Source organism: Mycobacterium sp., assembly GCF_035499775.1.
In the GTDB taxonomy this organism is placed as follows: domain Bacteria; phylum Actinomycetota; class Actinomycetes; order Mycobacteriales; family Mycobacteriaceae; genus Mycobacterium.
In genome coordinates, this window is record NZ_DATJYB010000201.1 from 1 (window position 1) to 18010 (window position 18010).

Sequence of the window (18010 nt, forward strand, 5' to 3'; positions counted from 1 at the left end):
TTGCCGATCTCCAGGTGGACTTGCCTCCCGACGAACGCGAAGCCCTGCCCGAGTTCCAGCAGGAACTTCTCGACGTGGTCGGTTAGCGCCTGCTCCAGATCACGTTCGCGGCGAATGTCGGCGATACCGACAAAGTCGAAAAGGTACGGGTCACGGGTGGCCTGCTGGGCCAGATCGGAGTCCGCCGGCGGCAGGGTCTCAGCGAAGTTGGTGATGGCTCGGCCCGCACGCTCGTGCAGTTTGCCGTCGATGTGGTGGACCATTACGTTCCGACTCCACCCTTGGTCGATGGCAGTTTGTGCGTACCATAGCCGCAGTTCAGAGCCGTCGAGCTTCTCAAGCAATGCGATGTGGTGATACCACGGCAATTGTGCAAGCGGCACTTGCACAATTGACCAGTCAGGCCACGCGGCCGCGAATCCCCGCATGTACTTAAGGTTGCGTGGCGAGAATCCCTTGGCATCAGGGAAGCGCTGTTTCAGGTCAGAAGCCAGCCGGTCGATGACGCGGGCACCCCAACCTTCGGCATCTTGCCGAGCCAGGATCTCCCTGCCGACTTCCCAGTACGTGGCGACCAGCTCCTGATTCGCTGCCATGATGGCGCGTCGACGTCCGGCGTGACCTCGAGCGGCGACCGCGTCCAGCAGTCCTGGATACCAATCCGGGACCAGCGATTTGTCTGGCGTGGCAGGAAAACGAACTTCGTCGCCATTACGCTCGTCGCCGGTCATCACGACGTACTCCCGGAATCGGTGAGCACGGGTGCTCGCGCCACCGTTGGGGCGGCCATCCGCAGCCGCCTTGCACTGAATGCCAATCGCCTGACGCTTTGAGCACTCGCCTGTGGAATCCTCATGCGACTCGTCGGTGTGGCCTGCCATGATGTGAACTTATGAGCAACGACGTGGTCCAACTCCATGACCGACCCGTGTATGGGTTCGGTCAGGTTGACCGCATTCTTGGACTCCGAGCCGGCACATCGCAACGCTGGATCGACGGCTACAGCAGGGGCGGCAAGAGCTATCCGCCGGTAATCCGCATTGAGCAAACTGGCGACGAAGCCGTGACCTGGGGTGAGTTCATCGAAGCCCGACTCCTCGCCGAGTACCGCGAAGAGGGCGTTCCGCTCGTCAAGATGAGGCCAGCCGTGGAGAAACTCCGCGACGAGCTGAATGCCCAGTACCCCTTGGCCTCGGCCAAAACCTGGCTTGCCGTCGAAGGGCGCGAACTCGTACGCAAGGTCGAAGAGACGGTCGGTCTTCACCGCCGGCTCCGGCTGGTGGTCGTCCGCAACGATCAGGAGATGCTTGCCTGGTCGCCGCCGGCCCAGGAGTTTGCCGATTCGCTGCACTGGGACGATGTCGGCAGCGGTCGTTCCAAACACCCGGTGGTGACAAGCCTGAGTCCCGACCCGGCGATTCGCGATGTCGTCGTAAACCCCCTGCAGCGGTTTGGCGAACCATCCACACGCGGCGTACCGACGGAAGTGATCCGCGAACTTTACGTCGCCGGCGACCCGATTGAGATGATCGCCGAGCTCTATCAACTGCCGCAGCACCTCGTCGAAGCTGCGGTGCGCTATGAGCTCAAGACCGCCGCGGCCTACGCGGCTCTGGCCGGCTGATTCGGGGTTGGCACGGCGATGGTTGCGGTCGCCAACCTCGTCCGGTTCTATGTCGATGAAAGCGCCGCGGGCCTCGGCCTCGCCCTCGCTGCTGCGCGCAAGGACACCATTCACGTGGGACACCCGCTGATCCCGGAGTGCCCACGCGGCGCGCTTGATACGGAATGGATCCCCGCAGTCGCCCAGCGTGGCCTCGTCGTAATTACCCGAGACAAGAAGCTGCGGACCAAGCCCATCGAGATTCAGGCGCTCTGGACCCATGGACTTCGGGTGTTCAACATCGGCGGCAAGAAAGACGCGTCGACCTGGGAGTGGCTGGCCCGAGTTGTCCGGCACTGGCCACGCATGGAGGAGATCATCGCCGACCGCCCGAGCGGACCCTGGATCTACCTGCTCAACGAGATCAGAGTCGATGAGTACGTACCGCGAGACACCAGGGCAGCGGCCGGGCCGGACGGCGGTCCGCGGTAGGTAGCTGTGGTTCGCGTTGTCGATGATCGGCGCGCGGTGGACGCGTCGGTCTTGCCACGGCGCGTTGCAAGATTGCGCAGATGGTGGTGTTGGTCTCCATTGTGGGTCAACGCGAACATCGGCATGCCACACCCGCTGGGCAGCGCTCTGCCGCACCGGCTGCAGGCAGCACGGCAACAAGCCCCTAACGTGGTTGTCTTGCGCCATCATGATCGAGTCCCGACGCAGAATCTCGCAGACCCGTTGACGATGACCGGCAGCCTCTCTAGACCGACGCTGCGCCAGGTTCTGACGCTGTATTGGAGACCCGTCTATGCGATTGCCTATGACTAGGTCGAGTCCGAGTCGAAGCTGACCGTGTTCGCCGCAATCTGGCCGTGTCAGGCGGCGGTCCATCACAAAGCCGCCGCCGCAACAGCTTCCGCGTCCTTGACGCGGAGTTTGCCGGACATCAGAAGCGGGAGGAGTTCGTCACGGGTGCGGGCGAGGTCTTCCGACTCACGCTCGGCCTGGACCATGGTGCTGTGCAACGAACCTAGTGCACCGGCGATCGGCCGCTGCGCCTCGAGATCCGGAATCGCAATACCCCACTCGGGCATCGTCGCCAACCCGATGCGTGGAACCGTCGCCCCGTGAATCGTATGCATAGCTATGACTCGTTGAAACTCCGCGCTGAGATAGAAGTGCAACAAGAAGCCCGGATCGACAATGGCCCGATTAGGCCGCATCAGCGCCATCCGTCGACCCAAGCAGGCGCGGAGACCACCAGGCATCATCGCGGCTTCACCGATCCTGGTTTCGTACGAGAACAGCAGGTCGCCAGCTTCGGGGGTAACGCGACGCGTCCACTCCGCAAAGTCCTGCTCGGAAACGTGGTCGGAGTCGGCAAGGTCGAGTCGACCGCACTTCAAACTCGAAATATTCAAGAAGTAAGGCCCATCCGACCGCCGAGTTGGCGTCGCGTGCGGGCCATCGAACAGCTGACCCAATGCCCCAAACTTGCACTGCACCAAGCTGTCTTGAGAGCTCAGCACAGACCCCACTAACGATCGCGCCAACTCGAACGCGATTTTGGCGGCACGCCCGTTCGCGGCGATCTTGTCGTCGAGGGCACCGAGCAAATCTGCGACCGCCCGTTGCTCATCGATGTGCGGCAGCTCAACTTCCATCGACCGCTGATCGGACAAGCTGACGTAGGGCGCCATGTCTGTCTGCCCTTTCAGCACATCGAGCTGTCTTCTGAAATCATCAGATGCCATCAGGTAACGAAGGAATCGTTGATCAAGCGCATCGGCCTTCAGCGAGCGCCAGAAAGTCGTTTGAGGTGAGCACACGAAGTCCGGCGAGGTCTTCGGAGCGACCGCAATGCGCCCGACGGTTCCCTTGTGAGACAAAATCACATCCCCGGGCGCACCAATCCCCTTCCGGATGCGTGCCCGTGCAACGCCGTTAATTCGCCCGGCGCCTTCAAAGTCGACTACTCCGCTCGACATGTCGGCCGCGCGAATGAATGGCACGCCATCGACGACGAACTCGGCGGGGCGAGGACGGTACTCGCCATGATTCCCGTCCTCCACAAGAAGTACGCCTTCGGACACGAGCCTGCTGACACGAATGCGGGTCACGACAGGCGCTCCAACTGCTTCCGCACCACCTCTTCCAACCGTGCCGATTCATCAAATGCCGCGAGCAATTCCGACTTTAGCCGCGTAATCTTCTCGTCAATCGGTTCGCCGTCGTCTTCGATTTCGACAGCCCCGACATACCGCCCAGGTGTCATCGCGTAGTCGGCGGCCTTGATCTCCGCCAGCGTGACCGATCTGCAAAACCCTGGAATGTCCTCGTAAGTAACGTCTTTCGCGGCGGCGGACGCTGAACCACGCCACGAATGGTAGCTGTCGCCAATCCTCACAATGTCGTCGTCGCTCAGCGCCCGCTCCGCGCGGTCCACCATGTAGCCCAGCTCGCGGGCGTCGATGAACAACACCTGTCCGGACCGATCGATCGAACCCTGCTTGCCCGCAGTCTTGTCCTTGGCAAAGAACCACAGGCACACCGGAATTCCGGTGCTGCGGAACAGCTGCGTCGGCAGCGCGATCATGCAGGACACCAGGTCGGCTTCCACGATCTGAGCACGAATATCGCCCTCCCCGTTGGAGTTCGACGACATCGATCCATTGGCCATCACCACGCCGGCCCTGCCACCGGGTTTGAGTTTAGACAGGATGTGCTGAATCCAGGCGTAGTTCGCGTTGTTGGCGGGTGGCACACCGAACCGCCAGCGCGGGTCTTCCTCGTTGCGCGCCCAGTCCTTGATGTTGAAGGGCGGATTAGCCATCACGTAGTCCATCTGCACATCGGCATGCTGATCGCGTGCGAACGTGTCCCCCCACCGGCTGCTAAGCCCGCTGTGATCGATGCCGTGGATCGCCAGGTTCATCTTCGCCATCCGCCAGGTTTCCTCGATGCTCTCCTGGCCATAGATGGCAATGTCTTTCGCGTCGCCGTGGTGGTCGGCGATGAACTTCTCGGTTTGCACGAACATGCCGCCGGACCCGCAGCACGGGTCATACACCCGGCCCTTGGTGGGTTCCAGTACCTCGACAATCACCTTGACCACGCTGGGCGGGGTGAAGAACTCCCCACCCCGCTTGCCTTCCGCGCGAGCGAAATTGCCGAGGAAGTACTCGTAGACCTCCCCCATCAGATCTCGCGCCTTGTGCTCACCCTGACGACTGAACCGCGCGCTATTGAACAGGTCGATCAGTTCGCCGAGGCGCCGCTGGTCGATGTTGTCGCGGTTGTACAGCCGCGGCAGCGTGCCGCCCAGCGTCGGGTTGGCCTTCATCACGGCATCCATCGCCTCGTCGATGAGCTGGCCGATGTTCTTGCCGGGATCGCCATCGACGGCGGGCTTACCTTTGGCGTTCTCCGCCAAGAACTTCCATCGGGCAATCGGCGGCACCACGAACACGTTATAGCCGTGATACTCCTCGGGGTCGTCGATCAGTTCCTCGATCTGATCGTCGTCCATGCCGTCCGCGGCCAACTCTGCGCGGATCGACTCACGGCGCTCGTCGAACGCATCCGAGACGTATTTCAGGAACACCAGGCCCAGGATCACGTCCTTGTATTGGCTGGCCGATAGCGATCCGCGCAGTTTGTCCGCGGCCTTCCAGAGCGTGTCCTTGAGCTCCTTCATGGTCGACGGTGCTTGCGGCTCCTGCTTTTTCCGGGGCGGCATCGCGTGCGTCCTTCCTATGTTCTGCCCCCGGTGAGCCCGGGCGCACTGTGTTCCACATCGAGGGTCAGGGCGCCGGCGGCGACCCCGTTGATCAACGACGTCTTCAAATCACGTGCAGCGGCTATCCGACGGCTGGCTTGCTGTTCGTATTCGTCGGCCTCGGCGAGCGCGGCCTCGAGACGCTCGGCTTCGGCCCGCTGCAGCACCGGCACGGTCCAGGTCTGCCATTCACTCCCGGGAAAAGCGGTTTCGTTCACGATTGCGGCAAGAACCAGGGGGCCGACCTCGGCCGACTCATGCAGCCGGATGATTCTGGCCGGAGAGGCCACGATCGCCCCGCCCTCCCGGTCCACCCAGGCCCTCGGCATGGGCTTGTCCACAAAGATCACATCACCGGGATCGGTGCGGGCGGCCCGCGGGTATTTCGCCTCGGCGTCGAGGGGATCGAGCGCAAGTGTCCCCACCAGTTCCGCTGGAAGCACCCGCACCGTGCCTTCCGGCGATCCATGGCTGACGTCGATACGACGCCCCCGTTTCATCGTGAGTCGCTTGCCAGACTGCAACTCGGCCAGGGAACGATGGGCCAGGTGGATCCGTCCCGGCGACGGGGAGACCAGCACATCCAACACCGGCAGCGGCGACGTCGTCACTAACGTTGCCCGGTGCACTCGCTCAATATGTTCCGCTTCGTCATGCCCGCGCAGACGCACTGCCCGCACTCCCCGGGGCACCACGGCCGCCCCGGCGAGCACGCTCGACAACTGGATCCGTCGTGCGTACCGGAAAGCGCGATCCTCCGTCTGCGCCAACGCGCCAGCGATATCAGCGGCGACATCGGTCAACTCGAAGCGCTCGACAGCGCCGAGATCGGCAACCCACGGCTGCTGCGACTGGGCACCGCCGACGCAGACCCACACGGCCAGGCTCTGTCGGTGCGCCTCGCGCCACAGCCCCCGCGGAAGGCGCACCGCAGCAACGAGATTGCCCACTCGAAGCGCCTCCGCGCGACGGTTCTGCAACGGCCCGGCAAGCTCATCGGAGAGTGCGACCGCGGAGCCGATAAGAATCGCGACATCCCCGGGCGGAAGCTCGAGAACAGCGTTATCAACAGCGTCGAGTGTGTCCGCAATATCGAGACCGACCAGAGACAGAGCCGAAACACATTGTGATGCAACAGCTTCCCTGATGTGAATGCCGCGGATGACCGCACGGCGCCGGAGGGCTCGGTCGTTCGACGCGATATCGAGGTCGCACGCCTCGGACACATCGAGGGCTACCGGCGAACCCTCCGCTCGCAGCACCACTCGGTCATGTTCGAGATAGACCGCCGCGGCTTCGACCACGCAGCGCAACAGGTTGAGCGCGTCGTCGGTGAGCTCCCGCAACTGCTCACGGCGCTTGAGCCGTCCGGACTCCACCCGCCGCAACGCATCAGCCGGTCCGAGCGACGCTTCCACCAGATCGTCGGCGTAAGCAAGTACGGCGTCGGACGCCCGCAGCTCTCGGATCTCGGTGGCCAGCACGGAGTCCTCGGGATCAAACTGATCGGCCAGCCGAACCAAATCGGCATGCGGTCTGCCGGCGAGATCTTCCCCAGTGAGCACATGCCAGCAGAGCAGCGTGACCACGTCCTCAAGTCCCGCATCATCGGGCACCGCAATCGCAGGAGCGTCGTAGTCATGTTCGGCGTTGTTGCCGCGCCCGGTGTGAGTCAGCCAGTCCACCACATCGTCGCGGGAGAAACGCGCGACACCGTCGACGGTATCCACCGGATCCGGGAACGGGATCGACACGCCGCGCACCATTGGCCGTTTTCGCCACATGCTGACCACAGGCCGCTGTACCTTGGCGAGGTCAGCAACATCCTGCAGCGTCAGCGTGCGCACCGGGCCTCCTTTCGGCTCCTCCACAACATAAACCTCCGTTGGTGTGTTCCGAAACTGCTTCACTGATAAGCGCCCTTATCATTATAAGGCCTGCTATTGCGTGGTCCGGTGTTGGATTCTTCGGATACCGCTTCCGCACCCCGCGGCAGCACAACTCTCCAGAGGTAGCCATGCCAAACAAGAAGCCCCAAGCTCATTTTGACGACACCTTGACGGTCGTCGAAATCGAACGACTCACCTTGCAGGACAAGGACATTGTGCGGGAGGCGCAACGGTGGACAAGCGGCGAGCGCGGACCCATCGTCGACGATTCGGACATCCTCGCGGAGGCCGATCTGTCCGCGTTCGTCAGCGAGGCGATCAAGGTTGGCACGCACGCGCTGTCCGCAACAGGTCAGGCGCAGGAGTCGCGCGCGCTGGAGCAGATGCTGAAAGACGTCGGCGAGAAGGCCGCCGAGATCACCAAGAGCCCCGTCAACTCGGCATCCGAAACCGTGACCAAGGCCGCTGAAGACGCCAAGAAGGCGATCACAGAAGCCGACGCTGCCAGCCGGAAGGAGTTCACCAATTCAGTCGCGGCAGCCAAGAAGGACCTCAATACGGAAGTACGCCGCATCTTCGGCGGAGAGAATCCCGAACTGCTGGAACGGCTGCAGCCGGTGCTCGACAAGTTCGGCACCGACCTCGATGCCAAAGTGAAGGCCGGCACCGAGGACCTACTCACCAAGGCAGCCAAGCAGTTCGACCCCAGCGACCCCTCTTCGCCGATGGCCAAACACGCCGCCGAACTCGGTGTTCGCCAGAAACAGCTAACGCTAACCGAACTGATCGATAAAAACCACGCGGACTTGGCCAAGAGGGTGGACGAGCTGACGACCGTGCTGAAAGTTCAGGAAGCCAAGGCCAGCCTTGCGAAAGTCACGCCGATCAAGGGCGACACATTCGAGAACCAGATGAACGCCGTGCTTTCCGAGATCGCCGCCGGACTGGGTGACGAGTACACCGACACTCGCGCCATCATGGGCGCGGTGACTCGATCGAAGAAAGGCGACGCAGTGCTGACCATCGACGGTGGTACGGCCCGCGTGGTGATCGAAATGACCGACTCGGTCCGACCGGGCTGGGCCGAATACTTCGACGAGGCCGAGCGCAACCGCCTTGCCGTGGCAGCGCTCGGACTCGTGCGGACCACCGAGCAGAACGGCGGCCAGTCTATCCGGGTACTCGGCGGCCGACGCATCGTGCTCGCTTTCGACCCCGGGTCAGATGATCCCGACCTGGTGCGCACCGTCGTCATGTTGCTGCGGGCAGCGGCGCTCGCAGCAGCGACGCGTAGGGGCGGACACCAAATCACCACCGCAGAAGAGAAGATCACCGAGGCCATCGCGCAACTCACTACGCTTGACGAAGTTAAGAAGACCGCCGGCTCGATTCAGAAGAGCGCTGCCAAAATCGAAAATTCTTGCACCGGAATCAATTCCGGAATCCAGCGGCTGCTGGCCGACGCACTGTCCGCACTTACCGACGCCAAGAGCGATGCCGAGGCGGACGCGGCGGGCGGTCCGCCGTCCGACGCGGTGGCGTAGGCCGCCGACGACGTGCGCCTCACGCGGTCGCAGGCCGGACATCGGTGTGAGTGAAATCATCACCTACGAAAAGCAGCGGCTCTCCGGTCAAGTGGGCCAAGGCGTAGCTGTAGGTATCGCCGAGGTTGAGCCGCGCCGGATGCCCGCTGCCGCGACCGTAGTCTCGATATGCCTGCGCAGCAACGCGCGCCTGGTCGGCATCGAATGTCTCGATGCGGATTCTGTAGTCGGCTAGCAATCGATCCACCAGCCGACTGATCTCCGGCCGATGCCGCCTTTGCATGACCGCGCACAATTCGACGTAATTGGGCGCCGAGATTCGTGAGTTCGGTGAGTTCACCAGCGCCTCTTTGAGCACTTCCGCGCCGGTTTCACCGCGCACGATGGCGACGATGGCCGAAGTGTCGACAATCACCGCGGCAAACCGCGGTCATCGTAGAGGTCGACTTCAGCCTGCCGAATCGCGCGCTTGTCATCGTCGGTGAGCAGTTTGTCGAGTTCCTGCAGAGTCTTTTCCGCCGCAGCGCGCTTGGACTCCGAACCGACGGACTCTTCGCGGTCCAATTCCGAGAGCCGGCGCGCGACGGCGTCTTCAATCGCCGCCGTCTGGTTGGCGCCGGTGCGTGCCGCAAGTTCACGCACCAGCGCGACAGTGCGTTCGCTTTTGATATTCAGACTCATGGTAGAAGGATACCTATAACAGGGTAGACGATCTACACCATCGCGCCGACCATTGCCGTGGCGCTCCGGGCACGGACTTTTCCGGTCATCAGGAGCGGCAGCAATGCATCGCGGACTGCCGACAACTCTGCGGATTCTGCTCGTCGTCTGTGACACAGGCCAGCTACCCTCGCCAGGGTTGCCGCTGGCCCTACGCCCAGCCGGCGCACATCCGGCACCGCGACCCCCAGCAGTTCACCCGGTTGGATCCGTTGGCGGCTTCCTGTCATGCCCGCGACCCTCTGCTGGAGTATTGCCAAGACCCCGGGTTGCCGCAGCGCTGACCACAGAGCGGAAGTGTCGATCCCAATTGGCCGCAATACGACAAACTCGGTACTCGCCAGTGCCATTTTTGAGGGAAGCCGCAGGACGTTCCAAATTCGCGGAATTCGCGGATTCAATTTCGAAAACAACACACAAGGATCTGATAGAACGAATTTACTGCTCTTGATTGTGCTACGGTCGACAATGCGTGGTTGGACTCCACTATCAAACGCCGTAAAACTGTAGTGTGCGACCACTCCGTCAAAGCCTTCAGGTTCGAGAGAAGTGGTGGATCTACTCGCTAAGCTCGACAGAGCGGTGCAATCAGAGACTCGGCCGGCAATCGCGACCATCAAGGCCTCTGCGGCTTCGATGACTCGATCGTTAGCAGCTATCTTGTCGTCCAGGGCACCAAGAATCTCGCCGGTTTCATACCGATCAGGGGCAACATCCCAGACTGAAACATCGCGCAGAGTGCTCTGGTTGAGCAGCGGCTGTCCAGATCCAGCACGAAGTCGATTAAGCCCGCAGTTCTGCAACGCGTAATACCAGTATCGTGTTTCTTCGGGATTATTGGCCCGACATATCAGTGCGTTGTCTGTGACCCACACGTCGCGATCGCAATACCGCAAGCTACCGCAATAGGATCCAACGCGGCCTATCACTATCAGCGGACCACGGGCATTGTATTCGGACGCATAACCGATAGACCCATTGGCACCATAGACTGGGTAACGTTCGCCCGCCACCCGTACCGGCGAGACCGTTCCTGCACTGAAGTCCAGGTGATCTCCCAACCTGACCTTCTCGACCATCAGCTGGCCCGCTTGGCGGCGTTGCGCAGGTCGGCGGCCAGATCGCCGCGCGAGGACACGCTGACCCCACCCAATCCCAGCCACGACGCCATCGAGGCCAGCTCACCGGCCAGCCCTTCGGCTACGCCCGGCGGCGCGCCCGGCTCCCCGAACGCGCCGATCACCCGCAGCGTGTTCGCCGTGCGGTCCGCCTTGAGATCCACGCGGGCGACCAGTTGGCCGTCCAGCAGCAGTGGCCACACGTAATAGCCGTACTGGCGCTTGGCCGCCGGGGTGTAGATCTCGATGCGGTACTTGAAGTCGAACAGCCGCTCCACCCGGGGCCGGAAAAAGATCAGCGGATCGAACGGACACAGCAGCGCGGTGCCGCGGTCAGTGCGGGGCACCACCTGCCCGGCGCGCAGATACGCCGCAGCCGACCAGCCCTCGACGTCGACCCGCTCGATCTCACCAGCGGCCAGCAGGTCGGCGACGGCGGGCTTGACCTGCTGGGCGGACAGCCGGAAGTAGTCGCGGATGTCGGCCTCGGTGGCCACGCCCAGCGAGTTCGCCGACCGCAGCGTGAGCTCGCGGACGGCCTCGTCGTCGTCGACCTGCCGGTCCAGCACGCTCGCCGGCAGCACCCGCTCCACCAGGTCGTAGTGGCGAGCGAACCCCACCCGGGTGGCGGTGGTGAGCACTCCGGAGGCGAACAGCGCCTCGGCCACCCATTTGGTGTCGCTGCGGCTGCCCCACCAGCTTCCTCTGGGGCCGCGTGGTTCGGCGGCCAGGTGCGCCTCGATCTGCCCCGCCGTACTGGGCCCGAGTTCGGCGACGGCCGCCACGATCTCGTCGGCGAGCTGCAGGTTGGCCTTGACGATATGGCTGCCCCAGCGGCCGTGCCGGTACTGGCGCATCCGCCAGCGCAGCAGCGGCCAGTCGTCCACGGCCATCAGCGCGGCCTCGTGCGCCCAATATTCGGCCAGCAACCGCGTCCTCGCCGGACCCCAGGCAGCGCGGTCCAGTACATCGCGGTCATACGGCCCGAGCCGGCTGAACACCGGCGCGTAGTGGGCCCGCACGGCCACCGACACCGAATCCAGTTGCAGCACTTGGATTCGCGATATCAGCCGCCGCAGATGCGCCTGGGTGATCTTGCCGCCCGGCCGCGGTTCGCTAAATCCTTGGGCCGCAACGGCTATCCGCCGGGCTTGCGTGGCGGTCAGCCTGGGGGTCCGGAGGGACACGGCGCCGAGAATACCGCTCCTTCGGGCTGCCGCTGCGGCGAGGCTACCGCGCGCTCACCCTGTTCTGGCTTTGTCGTCGAACGACACCACCGTGCCCGCGTCCGGGCTTTCCTCCGGCGCATTCGTTTCTTCTCGGTACGCCGACTCAAGAGCAGCCGGAAACGCTTCCAGGTCGCGGTATATGCCGACCAGTTGCTCGAGGATCCTGATTCGTTGCTGACCCGCCTCGTCCACCGCGCGCTGGGCCTGCTCACGGTAATGATCGGCACCAAGCTTCGCGTCGCCCAGGAGTTGATCACACTCCTGCTCGGCGTCGTGGCGCGCCTCATCGAGCGCCGCTTGGGTCTCAGCGCGCATCCTGGCCAGTTCGGCTTCGAGCTTGTTCGTGGTCTCCTGATACGCGGCTTCCATGGCCTCTTGCTGGTCGGCCAGGTCCGCTAACACCTCGTCGCGCTTTCGGTGCGCGGCCTCAGCCTCGGCCTCGGCCGCCGCGATCACCGCGGCCGCCTCGGCGCGCGCCTCGGCCTCCATCTCGGAAACTTCGTCGACCGCTTGCCTCAGCATCTTCGCCATCCGCTGCTGCACCGCGTGCGGCGACGGTGAGGTGTCGGTGAGGAGGGCGATCTCCTTACGCAGCCCGGCTGCTTCATCATGGGATGCCTTCAGCCGGGCCATGAGGCTTTCGACGTCGTCACGCAGCAATTCCTGCTGGGTGGTCAACATCTCGATGTGGGCATCAACCGCCGCGCGGTCGTAGCCCCTGAACATGCGAGAGAACGTCTTTGTCGGTTCGCTTATCACTGCAATTCCCCCTTCCGGAATAACACTGGAAGACCTTAGAAGGCGTGGTGAGACCGATCAGTCGAGTATGTCAGGTCACCGTTGGCCCGGACAGGAGCGCTCACGCCCGACAATAGCTGTGAAACCGGTACCGCAGCCCGGTACGGCTGACCTGCCAGTCCCCCGTGTGGCCCAGCCACGTCTCGTCCAGCACCGGGGCCAGCGCGTCGTCGTCGTCGCGCGACAGGTCGATGTCGACCTCGGTGACCTCGCACCGGGTGGCCTGCGGCAGCGCCAGCGGGTAGATCTGCCCGCCGCCGATCACCCAGGCTTCGGGTTCGGTGAGCGCTTGTTCGAGTGAATCGACCACGTCTGCTCCGTCGGCTACGAAGTCGGTCCGACGCGAGAGTACAACATTTCTGCGGCCGGGCAGCGGCCTGTTCCGGGCCGGCAACGAATCCCAGGTCCGTCGGCCCATCACCACCGTGTGGCCCAGGGTGACCTGCTTGAAGTGGGCCAGGTCCTCGGGCACCCGCCAGGGAATGTCGCCGCCGCGGCCGATCACACCGGACGTCGACTGAGCCCAGATCAGGCCCAGGACCGTCATACGGCGACAGGCGCTTTGATCGCCGGGTGCGGGTCGTAGTTCTTGACGACGACGTCCTCGTAGGCGTAGTCGAAGATCGAATCTCTATGGGCCAGAACAAGTTCCGGATACGGACGTGGCTCGCGGCCGAGCTGGATCCGCACCTGCTCGAGGTGGTTGTCGTAGATGTGGCAGTCACCGCCGGTCCAGACGAACTCGCCGACCTCGAGGCCCGCCTGCGCGGCCATCATATGGGTCAGCAGCGCATAGCTGGCGATGTTGAACGGCACCCCGAGGAACAGGTCGGCGCTGCGCTGATACAGCTGACAGCTCAGTCGCCCGTGGGCGACGTAGAACTGGAAGAACGCGTGACACGGCGGCAGCGCCATCTGCGGGATTTCGCCGACGTTCCAGGCCGACACGATGATGCGCCGCGAGTCCGGGTCGGAACGCAGCAAATCCAGAGCGGCGCTGATCTGGTCGATGTGCTCACCCGACGGGGTGGGCCAGGATCGCCACTGCACACCGTAAATCGGTCCGAGATCGCCTGTGCTGCTTGCCCATTCGTCCCAGATGGTGACTCCGTGTTCGTGCAGCCAGCCGACGTTGGAGTCGCCGCGCAAGAACCACAGCAACTCGTAGACCACCGATTTGAAATGCACCTTCTTGGTGGTCAGCAGCGGGAAACCGGCCGACAGGTCGTAGCGGATCTGCCGGCCGAACAGGCTGCGGGTCCCGGTGCCGGTGCGGTCGGCTTTGGCCGTGCCCTGCTCGAGTACCAGGCGTAGCAGATCCTCGTACGGCGTCGCGATCGGCACGCGGCCAGCTTAGCCCGGTCGCAAGCGGGGCGAAGCCGGGCGCGGCCGGTCGACGCCGAAAAATTCGCCGCGTGCGGCAGAGAGTAGAACGGAGCCATGCCGAACATCACCGACACCGTCACCACTCCCGACGGCACCTGCACCGTCCACCTTTTCACCCCCGACGGGGATGGTCCCTGGCCCGGCGTGGTCATGTTCCCCGACGCCGGCGGCCTGCGGTACACCTTCGACGAGATGGGGGCCCGGCTAGCGCAATACGGGTACGTCGTGCTGGTGCCCGACGTGTACTACCGCACTGCCGACTGGGCGCCGTTCGACATGATCAGCGTGTTCGGCGACGAGCAGGAGCGCAACCGGCTGATGTCGATGATCGGCACCTTGACGCCGGACAAGGTCACCAGCGACGCGGCTGCGTTCTTCGACTATCTGGCCGGCCGTCCTGACGTCGCCGGAGAGCGATTCGGCGTGTGCGGCTATTGCATGGGCGGACGCATTTCGCTGATGATGGCCGGCCGTCTTCCCGATCGGGTCGCCGCGGTGGCGTCGTTCCATGGCGGCGGTCTGGTGAGCGACACCCCGGACAGCCCGCACCTGCTGGCCGACCGGATGACCGCCCTGGTGTACGTCGGCGGCGCCGAGAACGACGCATCGTTCACCGCCGATCACGCCGAACAGCTCGACAAGGCACTGACCGCGGCCGGCGTGCAGCACACGATCGAGTGGTACCAGGCGGCCCACGGGTTCGCGGTGCCGGACAACCCGCCCTACGACGAGGCCTCCGACGAGCGGCATTGGGCCGCAATGACGGAGACGTTCGGTGCGGCGCTGGTTTAACCCGTCTGCTCGCCCAGTGACTAGGCGTACGCCCGCGGTCGGTCGCTGCTGATTGCGTCCAACAGCATCGTCGCGGCCACCGTCGCACCGTCGGTGCGAATCGTGCCGGACAGCTCGCTCGCGCGTGCGTGGGTCTCGGAAGCCAGGGCCGTTCGGAGCGCGGCTGACAGGGATTCGGCGGTCGGCGCCATACCGACATGCGCGGCGCCGATGCCCAGTTCGGCCACCCGGCCGGCCCAGTAGATCTGGTCCGCCCCCTGGGGTATCACCAGCTGAGGCGCGCCGGCCCGGGCGGCCGTCGTGGTCGTGCCCGCCCCACCGTGGTGCACGACAGCGACCACCCGGCGGAACAGCGCCTGTTGGTTGACCTCGCCGATGGCAAAGCAGTCCTCCCGGCCGTCGATCAGGGACAGGTTGGCCCAGCCGCGGGACACGATCGCGCGGCGCCCCTGCGCCCGGACCGCTTCGATGAGCAAGCCGACGATGTCCTTCGAATCGCGCAGGGCCATGCTGCCGAAGCCGACGTATACCGGCGGTTCCCCGGCGTCCAGGAACGCCACCAGGTCGGCCGGCAGTGGGCGTTCGTCCGACAGCAGCCACGCGCCGGTTTGCACGACGTTCAGGTCCGTCGGCTCCTGCCATGGACCAAGGGTCGGGTCCGCCGCCAGCCACGGTTGGTCCGTCAGGGCATGCTCGCGCAGGTTGTCCACCGGCGGCAGGCCGATCGCCGCCCGATGCCTGTTGACCGTCGCTCCGAAGTGCGCGTGCAAGTTCTGCGCGTCCAGGTCCCACAGCACCCGGTTGTCGGTGAAACGCCAGCCCCAAAAGGCCGGCGGTTTGTGGTGCGGCGACGGCAGATGGGAGGGGTGATAGCTGGCGTATACGTAATGCAGGCCGAGTTTTTCGGTCGCCGACCGCGCGCCGGCCGCGGCCAGCGGCAGGTTGGTCGCCACCAGCGCATCACAATCCTCGGCCGCGGCGGCCACCGTTTCGAATTGCGCGGCGATCAGCGCGTCCAGGTGCCGGCGCAGGTCGGCCTCCGACGGTGTCGCCCCGGTCAGCATCGCGCGCACCGACTCGCCTAACGGGACCAGTGGCACGCCGACACCGGCCAGCCGCTCTGCGGATTCCCGGTCCGGCGGCGCACACACGCGTGCCTCCGCGCCCAGTGCCCGCAGCTGCACCGCGAGCCCGATCAGCGGTTCGACGCCCCCGCGCGAATCGTAGGTCGACAACAACACGCGCATTTCGCAATTTCCATCTCTGCAGGTTGCTGGGCCGACGGTACCGCTACAGCGGACGTTCTTCACCCTATTCAGCAAGCCGTGAGCCGAATGTCGCTAGCTGCCGGTACCGCCGGTGCCGTTGCCGCCGTTGCCGCCATTGGTGCCGCCGGGTGCGGTGCCCTGGCCGCCCGCCCCGCCCGAGCCGCCTGCGCCACCGGACTGCGTACCGGCATTGCCCTTGCCGCCGTTACCGCCGTTGCCGCCGGTACCGCCGTTACCGCCGTTGGCGGCGGTGCTGGCACCACCGACTCCGCCCTCACCGCCGCCGCCGCCGGCACCGCCGTTGGCGCCGGCACCGGTGCCCGTAGGCGTCCCGGCATTGCCGCCGACTCCGCCGTTGCCGCCGTTGCCGCCGTTGCCGCCGTTTTGCGTTGTCCCTTGGCCGCCGGTACCGCCCTGGCCGCCGCCCCCGGCGCCACCACCGGCCCCGGCGGCACCGTTGGTGCCAGTGCCGGCGGCGCCGCTGCCGCCGTGGCCGCCGCCGCCGCCGTTGCCGCCCAGGCCGCTGCCGCCATTACCGGAGGCGCCTTGTCCGCCTTCGCCGCCACCGCCGCCGAGACCGCCGCCGCCACCGATGCCCGCGGTGCCGGCGCCGCCGCCGGCCTTGCCGCCGCCACCACCCTGGCCACCGTCGCCACCTAGCGCACCGGTGCTGCCGGGGCTGCTGCCGGTGCCGCCGGCACCACCATTTCCGGCCGTACCGCCCGCGCCGCCATTCCCGTTGGTTGCGCCGGTGGCGGCTGCGCCGCCGGTGCCACCCTGGCCGCCGCCACCACCGGTTCCGCCGACGGCGCCCGCGCCGCCCTTGCCGCCGTCGCCGCCGTGACCACCTTGGCCGGCGTTGCCCGCTGTCCCGCCGGTGCCGCCGCTGCCGATCACGCCGCCCGTGCCACCCAGCCCGCCGTCGCCGCCAGTGCCGCCGACGGCGCCCGTGTCGCCGGCGCCGCCAGTGCCGCCGGTCCCCCCGGTGCCGCCGCCACCGCCGGTACCGTTGGTACCGCCGCTGATGTTGCCACCGCCGGTGCCGCCAGTGCCCCCGACGCCACCTGCGCCGGCCTTGCCGCCGGCAAATCCACCATTGCCGACACCGCCGTCGCCGCCAGTGCCGCCGCCACCGCCGAGGCCACCGGCACCCGCAGCGCCCGCGGTGCCGGTGCCGTTGCCCGCGTCGCCGCCTTTGCCGCCGCCACCGCCGTTGCCACCGATACCGCCTTGACCGCCGACGGTGCCGGCGCTGCTACCACCATCGCCGGCCTGGCCGCCCTTGCCACCGATACCGCCTTGACCGCCGGCGCCGTTCGTTCCGCCGGTGCCACCGCTTTTGCCGCCGGCGCCACCTTGACCACCGACGCCGCCGGTTCCGCCGTTTTGGCCGGTCCCAGCGGCGCCGCCGCCGGCACCGTCGTTGCCCGCGCCGCCGACGCCACCGGTGCCACCGGTTCCGCCGCCGCCACCGTTGCCTGCCGCACCGCTGCCGCCGCCCGCGTCGCCGCCCTTACCGCCGGCGCCACCGATGCCACCGGTTCCGCTCGCAGTGCTGCCGGAAGCGACGCCGCCGCCGTCACCGCCTTTACCGCCTCCGCCGCCTTGGCCGCCGCCGCCGTTGGTGCCGCCGGTACCCGCGCTGCCGCCCGCTCCGCCGGCGCCGCCTTTGCCGCCGGCCGAGCCGGTGCTGCCGGTGCTGGAACCGGCGGCGCCGTCGCCGCCCTTACCGCCGCCGCCGCCGAGTCCGCCGGTGCCGGCGTTGCCGTTGGTGCCGCCGTTGCCGCCGGTGCCTTTGTTGCCGCCCGCGCCCGCCGCTCCGCCGGTGCCGCCGTCGCCGCCGGTGTTGCCGACACCGGTGGCGTCGTGACCGCTGCCGGCCCCGCCT

The 18010-nt window shown here is 65.7% G+C and carries 17 protein-coding genes; 4 read left to right on the plus strand and 13 right to left on the minus strand.

Annotated elements, in window-relative coordinates; all coding sequences use genetic code 11:
* On the minus strand, positions 1–881 hold an 881-nt coding region (locus VML93_RS13490), incomplete at its 3' end, for a PDDEXK nuclease domain-containing protein (RefSeq protein WP_325611299.1).
* Positions 882–892: 11 nt separating this feature from the next.
* Between VML93_RS13490 and VML93_RS13495 the strand changes: the two genes are divergently transcribed.
* Both VML93_RS13495 and VML93_RS13500 read left to right on the plus strand, forming a co-directional pair.
* On the plus strand, positions 893–1624 hold the full coding sequence (locus VML93_RS13495; protein ID WP_325611300.1) for a hypothetical protein: 732 nt from the start codon (positions 893–895) through the stop codon (positions 1622–1624).
* 18 nt (positions 1625–1642) lie between these two features.
* Positions 1643–2095: a hypothetical protein gene (locus VML93_RS13500; RefSeq protein ID WP_325611301.1), complete on the plus strand. Its 453-nt coding sequence runs from the start codon at positions 1643–1645 to the stop codon at positions 2093–2095.
* Between the two features lie 395 nt (positions 2096–2490).
* Here the strand turns inward: VML93_RS13500 and VML93_RS13505 are convergent, their stop codons facing one another.
* From VML93_RS13505 to VML93_RS13515, 3 genes are read right to left on the minus strand one after another with little or no spacing between them, the layout of a single operon-like run.
* Positions 2491–3720: a restriction endonuclease subunit S gene (locus VML93_RS13505; RefSeq protein WP_325611303.1), complete on the minus strand. Its 1230-nt coding sequence runs from the start codon at positions 3718–3720 to the stop codon at positions 2491–2493.
* Positions 3717–5339: a class I SAM-dependent DNA methyltransferase gene (locus tag VML93_RS13510; protein ID WP_325611305.1), complete on the minus strand. Its 1623-nt coding sequence runs from the start codon at positions 5337–5339 to the stop codon at positions 3717–3719. The genes VML93_RS13505 and VML93_RS13510 overlap by 4 nt, the downstream gene beginning before the upstream one ends.
* A gap of 14 nt (positions 5340–5353) precedes the next feature.
* On the minus strand, positions 5354–7225 hold the full coding sequence (locus tag VML93_RS13515) for a hypothetical protein (protein WP_325611307.1): 1872 nt from the start codon (positions 7223–7225) through the stop codon (positions 5354–5356).
* Between the two features lie 41 nt (positions 7226–7266).
* On the opposite strand from VML93_RS13515, the gene VML93_RS13520 reads away from it, so the two are divergent.
* Positions 7267–8811 carry a Fis family transcriptional regulator gene (locus VML93_RS13520; protein WP_325611308.1) on the plus strand — a complete coding sequence of 515 codons (1545 nt, stop codon included), beginning with the start codon at positions 7267–7269 and terminating at the stop codon, positions 8809–8811.
* A 19-nt stretch (positions 8812–8830) separates the two neighbouring features.
* Here VML93_RS13520 and VML93_RS13525 read toward each other — a convergent pair whose 3' ends face one another.
* From VML93_RS13525 to VML93_RS13555, 7 genes are all read right to left on the minus strand, one after another.
* Complete coding sequence (locus tag VML93_RS13525; RefSeq protein WP_325611310.1) at positions 8831–9226, minus strand: type II toxin-antitoxin system VapC family toxin; 396 nt, start codon at positions 9224–9226, stop codon at positions 8831–8833.
* Complete coding sequence (locus tag VML93_RS13530) at positions 9223–9492, minus strand: type II toxin-antitoxin system VapB family antitoxin (protein ID WP_325611311.1); 270 nt, start codon at positions 9490–9492, stop codon at positions 9223–9225. The genes VML93_RS13525 and VML93_RS13530 overlap by 4 nt, the downstream gene beginning before the upstream one ends.
* Positions 9493–9524: 32 nt before the next feature.
* On the minus strand, positions 9525–10610 hold the full coding sequence (locus tag VML93_RS13535; protein ID WP_325611313.1) for a restriction endonuclease subunit S: 1086 nt from the start codon (positions 10608–10610) through the stop codon (positions 9525–9527).
* Positions 10610–11836 (minus strand): winged helix-turn-helix domain-containing protein, encoded by a 1227-nt coding sequence (locus tag VML93_RS13540; protein ID WP_325611314.1) that lies wholly within the window; start codon positions 11834–11836, stop codon positions 10610–10612. The genes VML93_RS13535 and VML93_RS13540 overlap by 1 nt, the downstream gene beginning before the upstream one ends.
* A 54-nt stretch (positions 11837–11890) precedes the next feature.
* Positions 11891–12637: a cell division protein DivIVA gene (locus VML93_RS13545; protein WP_325611316.1), complete on the minus strand. Its 747-nt coding sequence runs from the start codon at positions 12635–12637 to the stop codon at positions 11891–11893.
* Positions 12638–12737: 100 nt separating this feature from the next.
* The gene (locus tag VML93_RS13550) at positions 12738–13223 is read right to left on the minus strand and encodes a dihydrofolate reductase (RefSeq protein WP_325611318.1); all 486 of its coding nucleotides are present in this window, start codon (positions 13221–13223) and stop codon (positions 12738–12740) included.
* Positions 13220–14020: a thymidylate synthase gene (locus VML93_RS13555; RefSeq protein WP_325611319.1), complete on the minus strand. Its 801-nt coding sequence runs from the start codon at positions 14018–14020 to the stop codon at positions 13220–13222. The genes VML93_RS13550 and VML93_RS13555 overlap by 4 nt, the downstream gene beginning before the upstream one ends.
* Positions 14021–14116: 96 nt before the next feature.
* On the opposite strand from VML93_RS13555, the gene VML93_RS13560 reads away from it, so the two are divergent.
* Positions 14117–14854 carry an alpha/beta fold hydrolase gene (locus tag VML93_RS13560; RefSeq protein WP_325611321.1) on the plus strand — a complete coding sequence of 246 codons (738 nt, stop codon included), beginning with the start codon at positions 14117–14119 and terminating at the stop codon, positions 14852–14854.
* Between the two features lie 20 nt (positions 14855–14874).
* On the opposite strand, the gene VML93_RS13565 is transcribed toward VML93_RS13560, so the two are convergent.
* Entirely contained in the window at positions 14875–16101 is a 1227-nt protein-coding gene (locus VML93_RS13565; protein ID WP_325611323.1) for a glycosyltransferase, read from the minus strand.
* A gap of 93 nt (positions 16102–16194) precedes the next feature.
* Positions 16195–18010, minus strand: a 1816-nt coding sequence (locus VML93_RS13570) for a hypothetical protein (RefSeq protein ID WP_325611325.1), incomplete at its 5' end; no start/stop codon positions are given.

What these genes read in the sequence shown, in the direction of transcription:
- VML93_RS13495 (WP_325611300.1), top strand. Translation starts at nt 893, where the DNA reads ATGAGCAACGACGTGGTCCAACTCCATGACCGACCCGTGTATGGGTTC.
- VML93_RS13500 (WP_325611301.1), top strand. Translation starts at nt 1,643, where the DNA reads ATGGTTGCGGTCGCCAACCTCGTCCGGTTCTATGTCGATGAAAGCGCC.
- VML93_RS13510 (WP_325611305.1), bottom strand. Translation starts at nt 5,339, where the DNA reads ATGCCGCCCCGGAAAAAGCAGGAGCCGCAAGCACCGTCGACCATGAAG.
- VML93_RS13530 (WP_325611311.1), bottom strand. Translation starts at nt 9,492, where the DNA reads ATGAGTCTGAATATCAAAAGCGAACGCACTGTCGCGCTGGTGCGTGAA.
- VML93_RS13535 (WP_325611313.1), bottom strand. Translation starts at nt 10,610, where the DNA reads ATGGTCGAGAAGGTCAGGTTGGGAGATCACCTGGACTTCAGTGCAGGA.
- VML93_RS13550 (WP_325611318.1), bottom strand. Translation starts at nt 13,223, where the DNA reads ATGACGGTCCTGGGCCTGATCTGGGCTCAGTCGACGTCCGGTGTGATC.
- VML93_RS13560 (WP_325611321.1), top strand. Translation starts at nt 14,117, where the DNA reads ATGCCGAACATCACCGACACCGTCACCACTCCCGACGGCACCTGCACC.
- VML93_RS13565 (WP_325611323.1), bottom strand. Translation starts at nt 16,101, where the DNA reads ATGCGCGTGTTGTTGTCGACCTACGATTCGCGCGGGGGCGTCGAACCG.